Source organism: Rhodoplanes tepidamans, assembly GCF_030813915.1.
Classification (GTDB): domain Bacteria; phylum Pseudomonadota; class Alphaproteobacteria; order Rhizobiales; family Xanthobacteraceae; genus Rhodoplanes; species Rhodoplanes tepidamans.
In genome coordinates this window covers 103609-115427 of the sequence record NZ_JAUSUJ010000024.1, presented here as the reverse complement: position 1 = coordinate 115427, position 11819 = coordinate 103609, and the positions used below count along the sequence as shown (strand labels likewise).

Annotated in this window: 6 protein-coding genes; 4 read left to right on the top strand and 2 right to left on the bottom strand. The window is 69.7% G+C overall.

Annotation, left to right across the window (positions count from 1 at the left end):
- The first annotated feature begins 963 nt into the window (after positions 1-963).
- The 3 genes from J2S22_RS24250 (at position 964) to lpxD (ending at position 5903) form a co-directional block, all read left to right on the top strand.
- Entirely contained in the window at positions 964-2883 is a 1920-nt protein-coding gene (locus J2S22_RS24250; protein ID WP_272780198.1) for a M23 family metallopeptidase, read from the top strand.
- Positions 2884-3097: 214 nt separating this feature from the next.
- A complete protein-coding gene (locus tag J2S22_RS24245) occupies positions 3098-4495 on the top strand; it encodes a nucleobase:cation symporter-2 family protein (RefSeq protein ID WP_272780199.1) in 1398 nt (465 codons plus the stop codon).
- Between the two features lie 223 nt (positions 4496-4718).
- Positions 4719-5903 carry a UDP-3-O-(3-hydroxymyristoyl)glucosamine N-acyltransferase gene (gene lpxD / locus J2S22_RS24240; RefSeq protein WP_272780200.1) on the top strand — a complete coding sequence of 395 codons (1185 nt, stop codon included), beginning with the start codon at positions 4719-4721 and terminating at the stop codon, positions 5901-5903.
- Between the two features lie 333 nt (positions 5904-6236).
- Here lpxD and clpB read toward each other — a convergent pair whose 3' ends face one another.
- Complete coding sequence (gene clpB / locus J2S22_RS24235) at positions 6237-8834, bottom strand: ATP-dependent chaperone ClpB (RefSeq protein WP_272780201.1); 2598 nt, start codon at positions 8832-8834, stop codon at positions 6237-6239.
- A gap of 262 nt (positions 8835-9096) precedes the next feature.
- On the opposite strand from clpB, the gene J2S22_RS24230 reads away from it, so the two are divergent.
- Positions 9097-10188 (top strand): NAD(P)/FAD-dependent oxidoreductase, encoded by a 1092-nt coding sequence (locus J2S22_RS24230; RefSeq protein WP_272780202.1) that lies wholly within the window; start codon positions 9097-9099, stop codon positions 10186-10188.
- Between the two features lie 117 nt (positions 10189-10305).
- Here J2S22_RS24230 and J2S22_RS24225 read toward each other — a convergent pair whose 3' ends face one another.
- Positions 10306-11643 (bottom strand): ArsB/NhaD family transporter, encoded by a 1338-nt coding sequence (locus J2S22_RS24225; protein ID WP_272780203.1) that lies wholly within the window; start codon positions 11641-11643, stop codon positions 10306-10308.
- Positions 11644-11819: the final 176 nt, after the last annotated feature.

The window sequence follows — 11819 nt, the reverse complement described above, 5'->3', positions numbered from 1 at the left end:
CGCGGAGCAAAAGCCCCTCACCCTATGGTGCAGGAAGAACCCGCACCCACGGCCCGGAACCCCCGACGACAAAACGCCGCCCCGACCAGAGCCGGGGATCAGCGTTCCACGCCTTAGTGAGGAACTCCAGGGATGCGCCATCGCGCCGAGGCGGCGGCGGCCCGTGATGACGCTTATATGCGCCCCTCCGTTTTCGAAGTCAACAACGATTTCGCAGAAATTTGGCGAGCCGGATTTCCGGCTTCGGGTCAATAAGTTAGAGATGAGACAGCGATTCTGACCGAGCCGGTGAGCGGTCCACCGGCGAGGCCATTTTCGATCACCGGGACGGTCCGGCCGGGATGGAACCGGAGGGACTGTTGGCCCGACAGCATCGCGCCGGCGCCCCCTGCCGCCGCGGTCTCGTGCCCGGCGCGGACTCCATGCCGCCGCCCGGCGCGGACCATGGCCTTTACGTCCCGCGACCGCCCGGCCGAACCGAAGGCACCGCGGGCGGAGCGTACCACCCCGCGGCGGGGAAGCCGGCCGCAGCCGAGCCGGCTGTCGCCGGAGCGCTCCTCTTAGGACCGCAAGACCCGCCGCCATCGACACGACACGGCATGTCCCTGCGGGCGAGAAATCGTCTTGCTGGGCGCGAGTGTTGCCACCGCACCACCATGCCGAGTCGTCGCGCGCCGGGACGGGCCGGGGCCCCATTGCGGCCACAAATTTCGGGAGTGTGGTCACTCACGGCTAAGGGGGTCCATCCAGGATTCGACGGTCGGGTCCATCGACCGCAAAGCAGTCCGGAACCGGTTTGCGCGACCCCTGTCGCGCAGCACGGGACCGGGTCGCGGCACGCCGCCGGGGGGCGGCGTCGAATGCAGGGATGGGGGGCGGCTCGCCAGGGCCGCTCGACGAGGGGGATCGGGGAACGTGGATCAAGGCAGGCCGCGCGGCTCGTATCGGCCGGGACCGGGTCCCATGGCCGTCGACCTCGGCAACGAGCCGCCGCTGTCTGTCGATGGCGAAGTCGGTGAGCTCGATCGCCGCCGCATCTCGGTCCAGTGGTTCTCCGGCACCATCCTGACGGGTCTCTGTGGGGCCGCCCTGATGGGCGGCGCGGTGTTCGCGGCGCTCGACGGCGAGGCGAACTTCGCGGCCAGCGCCGAGCGCTTCGAGGCGGGCCTGCGCGGCACCCTCGGCGGCCAGGGCGAGCGCATCGGCATGCGCAAGGGCGATCGCCTGCCGGCCTTCACCGAATCGGCCTCGGCCCGCCAGGTGATCCGGGTGTCGACCACGGCCCGGTACGGCGATCGCGAGATGGTGCGGGTGCGGCCCTATGTGCGGGTCGGCGCCAACCTGTCGCTGTCGCCGAGCGAGTTCGCCGCCAGCGTACCGCCGTTCAATCCGCAGAAGCTGATCGCCGAGCCCGGCACCAACACCTCCGCCAGCGAGGACGTCGCGAACGCCGCCCCCGACGCCGAGGTCTCCTACGTCACCCGCGATCTCGGCAGCGTGCTGCCGCGCGCCCGGATCGCCGTCTCGCTGCCGCTCGAGGACATCCTCGGCCGCGTGCGCGAGGCCGCCAACTGGACCGGCGCCGGCTCGACCCGCTACGCCTCCGCGGATCTCACCGGCGCCACCCGCCTCGCCTATGCGGTGGAGGGCGAGATCGACCCCTATGCCGGCTTCGAGGCCCGCATCGTTCCCGAGAACATCACGCTGCTGCCCAAGACGGCGAGCCAGACGACCGGCGGCCTCGCCGCCAACGAGCGGATCCTGACGGTCAAGAAGGGCGACACGGTCGGCTCGCTCCTCCGGGAGCTCGGCGCCTCGGCGGAGGACATCCGCGCGATCGCCGCCCTGCTGGGGCCGCGCGGCCGCGACGGCGCCCTCAAGGAGGGCCAGAAGCTGCGGGTGCTGATGTCGCCCCTGCCCGGCTCACGCGCCCAGGCGGCGCGAGTCGTTCTGATCGGCGATACGGGTCCGGAAGCCGTCGTCGCCTTGTCCGACCTCGGAAAATACGTATCCGTCGACGTCCAGACCGCGATGACCCAGCAGGTCTCGGAGCCGGAGGAGGACGACGACGGCACCGGCATCCGCCTGTACCAGAGCCTCTACGAGACGGCGCTGCGCAACAGCATTCCGCGCCCCGTCATCGAGGACCTGATCCGCATCTACTCCTACGACGTCGACTTCCAGCGCAAGACGCAGGCCGGCGACTCCTTCGAGGTCGTCTACGCGGGCGAGGACGATCCCTCCGCCGGCGGCCGGTCCGAGGTCCTCTATGCGGGCCTGGTGGTCGGTGGCGAGAGCAAGCGCTACTACCGCTTCCAGTCGGCCGACGACGGCGTCGTCGACTATTACGACGAGACCGGAAAGAGCGCGAAGAAGTTCCTGGTTCGCAAGCCGGTGGCTGCCGGCATCATGCGGTCCGGCTTCGGCTCGCGTCACCATCCGATCCTCGGCTACACCAAGATGCACACCGGCGTGGACTGGTCGGCGCCGATGGGCACCCCGATCTTCGCCTCCGGCAACGGCACGGTCGAGAAGGTCGGCTGGGAATCCGGCTACGGCAAGTACATCCGGCTGCGCCACGCCAACGGCTACGAGACGGCCTACGGCCACATGACCGCCTATGCGCGCGGCATGGAGGTCGGCACCCGGGTCCGCCAGGGCCAGGTGATCGGCTTCGTCGGCTCCACCGGCCTCTCCACCGGCGCGCATCTCCACTACGAGATCCTGGTCAACGGCCGCTTCGTCGACCCGATGCGGGTGCGGCTGCCGCGCGGCCGGGTGCTCGACGGCGGGATGCTGGCGAGCTTCGAGCGCGAGCGCGAACGCATCAACGGCATGATGGGCCAGAGCCCTGCGCGCGTCGCGCATTCCAGCCGTCCGTGACATCTCCGTAAATTCTCGGACGTAAAGATTCCCAAAACGTGATCACGTCGCGGGCGTTCTGCCGCATCATGCGGCAGAGCGTCTCGGGTCCGCGCTGGTTCTCGGACCACGCGTCGCGGCTGCCGTGTGCAGCGCGGCGTCGTTTCTGCGCGGCCACAATCTGGCAACCGCTCGACCAACCGAGCCGGACCCGTCTGTCACGAGGGGGAAAGCCTTGCAGCGCGCCATCGATTCCGTCGACGAAATCCTGCCTGCACCGCGGCTGGTCACGCTCGGCCTGCAGCACGTCCTGGTGATGTACGCGGGCGCCGTGGCGGTGCCCCTGATCATCGGCCGGGCGCTCAAGCTGCCGCCCGAGGACGTCGCCTTCCTGATCAGCGCCGACCTGTTCGCCTGCGGTCTCGCCACGCTGGTGCAGTGCATCGGCTTTCCGGGGGTCGGCATCCGGCTGCCCGTGATGATGGGCGTCACCTTCGCCGCCGTCGGCCCGATGCTGGCCATGGCGACATCGCCCGACATCGGGCTTCTCGGCATCTACGGATCGGTGATCGCGGCCGGCGTCTTCGGCATCGTGATCGCGCCGTTCATCAGCCGCCTGCTGCCGCTGTTCCCGCCGGTCGTCACCGGCACCATCATCATGATCATCGGCATCACGCTGATGCGGGTCGGCATCAACTGGGCCGGCGGCGGCCTGCCCACCCTCACCCGCGTCGTCGACGGCGTTCCGGGCAGCTTCCCGAACCCGAACTACGGCCAGCTCCCCGGCCTCGGCATCGCCCTGTTCGTTCTGCTGGTGATCCTCGCCCTGATCAAGTGGGGCAAGGGATTCCTCGCCAACATCGCGGTGCTGCTCGGGATCATCGCCGGCGCCATCCTCGCCTCGGCGCTCGGCGTGATGCATTTCGAGAAGGTGGTGTCGGCGCCGTGGGTCGGCCTCGTGCTGCCGTTCCACTTCGGCCTGCCGCAGTTCCACATCGTGCCGATCGCGACCATGTGCGTCGTCATGATCGTGGTGATGATCGAGTCGCTCGGCATGTTCCTGGCGCTCGGCGAGATGACGGGCCGCAAGGTCGACCAGAAGGCGCTCGCCCGCGGCCTGCGCGCCGACGGTGTCGGCACCCTGCTGGGCGGCATCTTCAACACTTTCCCGTACACCTCGTTCTCGCAGAACGTCGGGCTGGTCGGCGTCACCGGCGTGCGGTCGCGCTGGGTCACGGCGGCCGGCGGCGTCATCCTGCTGCTGCTCGGCCTGCTGCCGAAGATGTCGGCTCTGGTCGAGGCGGTGCCCGTGGTGGTGCTCGGCGGCGCCGGCCTCGTGATGTTCGGCATGGTCGCGGCGACCGGCGCCCGCATCCTCACCGCGGTCAACTTCAAGGGCAACCGCTTCAACCTGTTCATCGTCGCCCTGTCGGTCGGCTTCGGCATGATCCCGCTGGTCGCGCCGAACTTCTTCAAGGCGCTGCCGCACGCCCTCCACCCGCTGCTCGAGTCGGGCATCCTGCTCACCGCGATCGTCTCGGTCGCCCTCAACGCCTTCTTCAACGGCATCGGCACCACCGAGAAGGCCGAGCACGACGCCGCCGACGTCGCCGCGACGGCGGAGCACGTCTGAGCGGACCGTCGAGGTCCATCGACTCCACGGCGCGACTCCACAGCGCCCCGTTTCGTCGGCGCGCTGTGGAGTCGGCCGAATCCCGCGCCCTCGCCGGCCGCGGACCCCGAAGCCTCCGGTCCGGAGGCGGCGTCATGCGCGCCGACGGCCGCGGCGTCACGGTCGTCACGACCGCTCGTGGAAATGCCCAGCAAAGAACCGACCACGTCTCCGCCACGAAGACTTGCCATACGACGATATCGGCTCGATCCGAGCCGACGCCTTCAATCCATATGCGAGCCCTGCGGCTGATGCCGCTTTGCACGTCGTGGTGAACCGGCCGCGCACGATGCATGGTCCGGAGCTTCGACGGCTCGTCCGACTGCACCGGCAAGATCTCGAGAGCGACAGCATGGCCGATTCCGTGACCGGCGATCCCCGGTTCTTCGCGCGCAGCGGTCCGCATTCGCTGGCCGAGGTGGTGAAAGTGGCGGGCGGGGTCGCGCCGGAGCGCAGCCTCCTGCTCGAGGGGATCGCACCCTTGCAGACCGCAGGTCCTGCCCAAGTGAGCTTCCTCACCAGCCGGCGCTACCTGTCCGAGCTCGAGCTGACGCGTGCCGGAGCCGTGATCGTGCCGTCGGACCTGCACGAGCTCGTTCCGCGGTCTGCAGTTCCGATCCAGAGCACCGATCCCTCCATCGCCTGGGCCCGGGTCGCGGCGCTGTTCCATCCGCCGTTCCCGGCCTCTCCCGGTGTCCATCCGAGCTCGGTCGTCGCCGAGAGCGCTTGCATCGATCCGACCGCCGAGATCGGACCGCTCTGCGTCATCGAGAGCGGGGCCACCATCGGAGCACGCTGTCGGATCGGCCCCGGCGCCGTCGTGGGAAGCGGCGTGGTCGTCGGCCGGGACTGCCGCATCGGTGCGAACGCAACTGTGAGCCACGCCCTGCTGGGCGATCGCGTCTATGTCTATCCGGGAGCCCGGATCGGCCAGGAAGGATTCGGATTTGCGGTTTCCGAGGGCGGGTTCCTGACCGTTCCTCAGCTCGGCCGGGTCGTCATCCAGGACGACGTCGAGATCGGCGCCAACACGACGATCGACCGAGGATCCGCCCGAGACACCGTGATCGGCGCGGGATCGCGCCTCGACAACCTCGTCCAGATCGGCCACAACGTCGTGCTCGGCCGATGTTGCGTGATCGTGGCTCAGGTGGGCATTTCGGGCTCGACGACCCTGGAGGATTTCGTGCAGGTCGGTGGCCAGGCCGCGTTCGCAGGGCACCTGCATGTCGGAAAGAACGCGCGCATCGGGGCGCAGGCCGGCGTCATCTCGGACGTCCCCCCGAATGCGAGCCTGCTGGGCAGCCCGGCCCAATCGAAATGGGAGTTCTTTCGCCAGGTCGCCATGCTGAGGCGAAGACCGCGTTGAATGCGTCTGGCGGCTGATGAAACTCAGCACCCCGTCGTTCCGGGACCGGCCGAGGGCCGCAGGCCGAAACCCATCACCCCGGTCCTTCCGTGACACCGTCGACCGGCGCCATGAAGTCCGGACAGCCGCTTCGCGGCTTGCGGATGACGGAGGAGGGAGGAGGGATTTTTCGCCCCCCTGCTGGCGCAACGCGGACCGCCGGGCCTGCACAGAATCGCGCGAGCGGCCGCACGCCTGTCGCGCCTGCGGCCGTTCGGTCCGGCATGATCCCGAAATCGTGGGCCGGACGCCCGAACGGACATCCGGCCCGACATCACGCCGTGGCCCGGCGCCTCACGCCGCCTGCGCCACCGTCTCGCCGTTGAAGGCGAGGCCGGACTTGCCGGCCGTCACCTTGACGGTCTCGTCGTCCTTGACCTTGCCGGACAGGATCAGCTCGGCGAGCGGATCCTGGACGGCCTTCTGGATCGCCCGCTTCAGCGGCCGCGCCCCGTAGGCCGGGTCGTAGCCCTTGTCGGCGAGCCATTCCTTGGCGCGGGCGTCGAGCACGAGCTTGATCTTGCGCTCGTCGAGCAGCTTCTGCAGCCGGCCGAGCTGGATCTCGACGATCCGCCCCATCTGCTCGCGCTTGAGCCGATGGAACAGGATGATCTCGTCCACCCGGTTGAGGAACTCGGGCCGGAACGACATCCGCACCACCGCCATCACCTGCTCGCGCACCGCGTCGGTGTCCTCGCCCTCCGGCTGATCGACCAGGAACTGCGAGCCGAGATTCGACGTCATCACGATCAGGGTGTTGCGGAAGTCCACGGTGCGCCCCTGCCCGTCGGTGAGGCGGCCGTCGTCCAGCACCTGCAGCAGCACGTTGAAGACGTCCGGGTGGGCCTTCTCGATCTCGTCGAACAGGATCACCTGGTAGGGCCGCCGGCGCACCGCCTCGGTGAGCGCCCCGCCCTCCTCGTAGCCGACATAGCCGGGCGGCGCGCCGATCAGCCGGGCCACGGAGTGCTTCTCCATGTATTCCGACATGTCGATGCGGACCATCGCGGTCTCGTCGTCGAACAGGAACTCGGCCAGCGCCTTGGTCAGCTCGGTCTTGCCGACGCCGGTGGGGCCGAGGAACATGAACGAGCCGATCGGCCGGTTCGGATCCTGCAGGCCGGCGCGCGCGCGCCGCACCGCGGTCGAGACGGCGCGCACCGCCTCGGCCTGCCCGACGACGCGGCGACCGAGCTGCTCCTCCATCTTGAGGAGCTTCTCCCGCTCGCCCTCCAGCATCTTGTCGACCGGCACGCCGGTCCAGCGCGACACCACCTGGGCGACGTGGTCGGCCGTCACGGCCTCCTCGACCATGGCGCCCTTGCCCTCGGCGGCCTCGCTGGCGGCGAGCTTCTTCTCGATCTCCGGGATGCGGCCATAGGCGAGCTCGCCCGCCTTCTGGAACTCACCCCGGCGCTGCGCATTGGCGAGCTCGACGCGCAGCTGGTCCAGCTCGGTCTTGAGCTTCTGGGCGTCCGAGAGCTTCTCCTTCTCGGCCTTCCAGCGGCTCGTCAGATCGGCCGACTGCTTCTCCAGCGCGGCGAGCTCGCTCTCCAGGCCGCCGAGCCGGGCGCGCGAGCCGGGGTCGTGCTCCTTCTTCAGCGCCTCCTGCTCGATCTTCAGCCGGATGATCTCGCGGTCGATGGTGTCGAGCTCCTCGGGCTTGGAGTCGACCTGCATCTTCAGCCGTGCCGCCGCCTCGTCGACCAGGTCGATCGCCTTGTCGGGCAGGAAACGGTCCGTGATGTAGCGGTTCGACAGGGTCGAGGCCGCGACGATCGCCGCATCGGTGATGCGGACGCCGTGATGCGCCTCGTACTTCTCCTTGAGGCCGCGCAGGATCGAGATGGTGTCCTCGACGGTCGGCTCGCTGACGAAGACGGGCTGGAACCGGCGGGCGAGCGCGGCGTCCTTCTCGACGTGCTTCTTGTACTCGTCGAGCGTGGTGGCGCCGATGCAGTGCAGCTCGCCGCGGGCGAGCGCCGGCTTCAGGAGGTTCGAGGCGTCCATGGCCCCGTCCGCCTTGCCGGCGCCGACCAGGGTGTGCATCTCGTCGATGAACAGCACGATGCCGCCGTCGGACGACGTCACCTCCTGCAGCACGGCCTTGAGCCGCTCCTCGAACTCGCCGCGGTACTTCGCGCCGGCGATCAGGGCGCCCATGTCGAGCGCCAGCAGCTTCTTCTCGGCGAGGCTCTCCGGCACGTCGCCGTTGACGATGCGCTGCGCCAGCCCCTCGACGATGGCGGTCTTGCCGACGCCGGGCTCGCCGATCAGCACCGGGTTGTTCTTGGTGCGCCGCGACAGCACCTGGATGGTGCGGCGGATCTCCTCGTCGCGGCCGATGACCGGGTCGATCTTGCCGTCGCGCGCCGCCTGGGTGAGATCCCGGGCGTATTTCTTCAGCGCGTCGTAGGCGTTCTCGGCGGAGCTCGAATCCGCGGTGCGCCCCTTGCGCAGCGCCTCGATGGCGGCGTTGAGGTTCTGCGGCGTGACGCCGGCGGCGGCGAGGGCCCGGCCGGCCTCGGAATCCTTTTCGATCGCCAGCGCCAGCAGCAGCCGCTCGACCGTGACGAAGCTGTCTCCGGCCTTGTCGGCCGCCTTCTCGGCGGCATCGAACACCCGCGCCAGCGCCGGGTCGATGTAGAGCTGGCCGGCGCCGGAGCCGGCGACCTTGGGGCGCTTCTTGAGCGCCGCCTCGACCGCCTGGGCGACCTGGCGGGCGTTGCCGCCGGCGCGCTGGATCAGCCCGGAGGCGAGGCCTTCCGGGTCGTCGATCAGCACCTTGAGCATGTGCTCGGGGGCGAACTGCTGGTGCCCCTCGCGCAGAGCAAGCGATTGAGCCGACTGAACGAATCCGCGCGACCGGTCGGTGTATTTGTCGAAGTTCATGTGCGTCTCCCTCGGCCTGGCCCGCCCGCCCCGAAGGCGCGAAGCGAACCATCGTCGAGGCGCGTCCGGGCGCGCCTCGGGTTGATGCGGCGCGGCCCGTCACGGCGCCGCGCCTGTCGGCAGAAATGTGGGAATGCGGTCCCCGTCGCGGTAGGGGGGCGCCGGCCTCTTCGTGCATCGGGGCCATCGCGGTCCGGCGATTGCCGCCGGCCGGCCAGGGTGTTAGCGGACGACGGCCGGCGGGGCCGGCCGGGAGGGGCGCATGCAGGTCTTGGTGGTCGGCGCCGGGGTGGTCGGGCTCGCGGTGGCGCGGGCGGCGGCGCAGGCCGGGCACGAGGTGATCGTCGCGGAGGCCGCCGGCGCCATCGGCACCGGCACGTCGTCGCGCAACAGCGAGGTGATCCACGCCGGCATCTACTATCCGCCGGGCTCGGTGCGGGCGTTCCACTGCGTTCGCGGCCGGCGGCTGCTCTACGCCTATGCCGAGGCGCACGGGGTGCCGCACCGCCGGTGCGGCAAGCTCCTGGTCGCCACCCGCGACGTCGAGCTCGCCAAGATCGAGATGCTGTGCGCCCAGGCCCGGGCGAACGGGGTCGAGGGCATGGCGATGCTCACCGCCGCCGCGGCGCAGAACCTGGAGCCGGCCCTCGCCTGTGTCGCCGCCGCCCTGTCGCCGGAGACCGGCATCGTCGACAGCCACCGGCTGATGCTGGCCCTCCAGGGCGACCTCGAGGACGCCGGCGGCGTCGTCGCCTTCCAGACCCCGGTCGAGGGCCTGGCGCCCCGCGCCGCCGGCTGGGAGGTCCGCTTCGGCGGCGCCGAGCCCGGCACGCTGGCGGTCGACGCCGTGGTCAACGCGGCCGGGCTCGGCGCCCAGAGGCTCGCCCGGGCTACCGAGGGCCTGCCGCCCGGGCGGGTGCCACGGCTGGTCCTCGCCAAGGGCAACTATTTCCAGTATGCGGGCCGGCCCGTCTTCACCCGGCTGATCTACCCGACGCCGGTCGAAGGCGGGCTCGGCACCCATGTCACCCTCGACATCGCCGGCCGGATGCGGTTCGGGCCGGACGTCGAGTGGATCGAGACCGAACGCTACGACGTGGACCCGCGCCGCGCCGAAACCTTCTATGCCAGCATCCGGACCTATTTCCCCGCGCTGCGGGACGGGGCGCTGACGCCCGACTATTGCGGCATCCGGCCGAAGCTGACCGGCCCGGGCGAGCCCGCCGCCGACTTCCTGATCGAGGGCCCGGCCGAGCACGGGCTGCCGGGACTGGTCAACCTGTTCGGGATCGAGTCGCCCGGCCTCACGAGCTGCCTGTCGCTCGCCGACGACGTGGTGGGGCGATTGGGGTGAGGCCGTCATTCCGGGGCGCGGGCCTTCGGCCCGCGAACCCGGAATCCAGCGGCACAAACCGGACTCGGGGCTGGATTCCGGGGTCGCGGCTTCGCCGCGCCCCGGAATGACCCACCGTCAGAAATACCGCAGCCAGACGTAGACGTGGGCGATGGCGATCGACACCAGCATCATCGGGAAGCCGTACAGCGTGTAGGTGACGAAGCGGAACGGCACGCCATTGCGCTCGCCCAGCCCGGCGACGATCAGGTTCGCGGAGGCGCCGATCAGGGTGCCGTTGCCGCCCAGGCAGGCGCCGAGCGCCAGACACCACCACAGGGGCTGGATCGCGTCGGCACCGCCGAAGGCCGGCGCCATCGACTTGATCAGCGGGATCATGGTGGCGACGAACGGGATGTTGTCGACGATCGCCGACAGCACCGCCGACGCCCACAGGATGGCGATGCCGGCCGTCGCCATGTCGCCGCCCGTGGCGTCGATCAGATCCTGGGCCAGGAGGCCGAGAAGGCCGCCGACCTCGACCCCGTGCACGATGATGAACAGGCCGACGAAGAAGAAGATGGTGATCCACTCGACGTCGCCGAACGTCTTGTGGACGTTCTCGGACTGGTGCTCGGCATGGTGCTGCCAGTTGTCGAGCAGCATGAGCAGCGCGGCGCCGCCGATCGCGATCGTCGCCGGCTCGAGATGCAGCGGCCGCGCCAGCACGAAGCCGAGAATGACGAGGCCGAGCACCGCGAGCGCCTGCTTGAGCAGGACCGGATCCTCGATCGCGGCGCGCTCGTCCATGCCCATCACCAGGGCCTGCCGCTCGGGGATGGACTTGAGCTGCCGCCCCCACAACAGGTGGATCATCCCGAGCTGCACGACCATGACGATGATCGCGAGCGGCGCCAGATGGATGAGGAAGGCGTTGAAGTCGAGGCCGGCGAGCGAGCCGATCAGGATGTTGGGCGGATCGCCGATCAGGGTCGCGGTGCCGCCGATGTTGGAGGCGAACACCTCGGCGAACAGGAACGGATAGGGCGGCACGTCGAGCTCGCGCACGATCGCGATCGTCACCGGAACCACGAGCAGGACGGTGGTCACGTTGTCGAGCGCGGCCGAGAGGACCGCGGTGGTGAGCTGCAGCAGGATCAGGATCCCGGCCGGGTTCGCCTTGGCCTTCTTGGCCGCCCAGATCGCCAGATACTGGAACATGCCGGAGCGGCGCGAGATCGACACCAGGATCATCATCCCGGTCAGGAGCCCGATGGTGTTCCAGTCGACGCCCTTCAGCGCCTCGTGCTGGTCGAGCACGCCGATCAGGATCATCACGGCGGCGCCGAGGAGCGCCACGATCGCCCGGTTGAGCTTGTCCCAGATGATCACGGCATAGGTGACGACCAGGATGGCGGTCGACACCGCCATCGGATCGAGCCCGAAATACACGTTCGGAACGAAGCCGTGGTCCATCACTCCTCCCTTGCGCGACCTGGGCTTCGACCCGCAGACACGTCGCGCGACGCGACCGCACGGTTCGTGGAAGCAGGCGGTCAAGTCAAGCGAACAAGCCCTTATCTGCCTCTGCGGCCAGCGCATTGCGCCCGTGCATCGGACGCCGTCGGCCGCGAGCGCACCGCGATTACCCC

Bases quoted from the DNA above. Each gene is read 5' to 3' on its own strand.
- J2S22_RS24225 (WP_272780203.1), bottom strand. From the start codon at position 11,643: ATGGACCACGGCTTCGTTCCGAACGTGTATTTCGGGCTCGATCCGATG.
- clpB (WP_272780201.1), bottom strand. From the start codon at position 8,834: ATGAACTTCGACAAATACACCGACCGGTCGCGCGGATTCGTTCAGTCG.
- J2S22_RS24230 (WP_272780202.1), top strand. From the start codon at position 9,097: ATGCAGGTCTTGGTGGTCGGCGCCGGGGTGGTCGGGCTCGCGGTGGCG.
- J2S22_RS24250 (WP_272780198.1), top strand. From the start codon at position 964: ATGGCCGTCGACCTCGGCAACGAGCCGCCGCTGTCTGTCGATGGCGAA.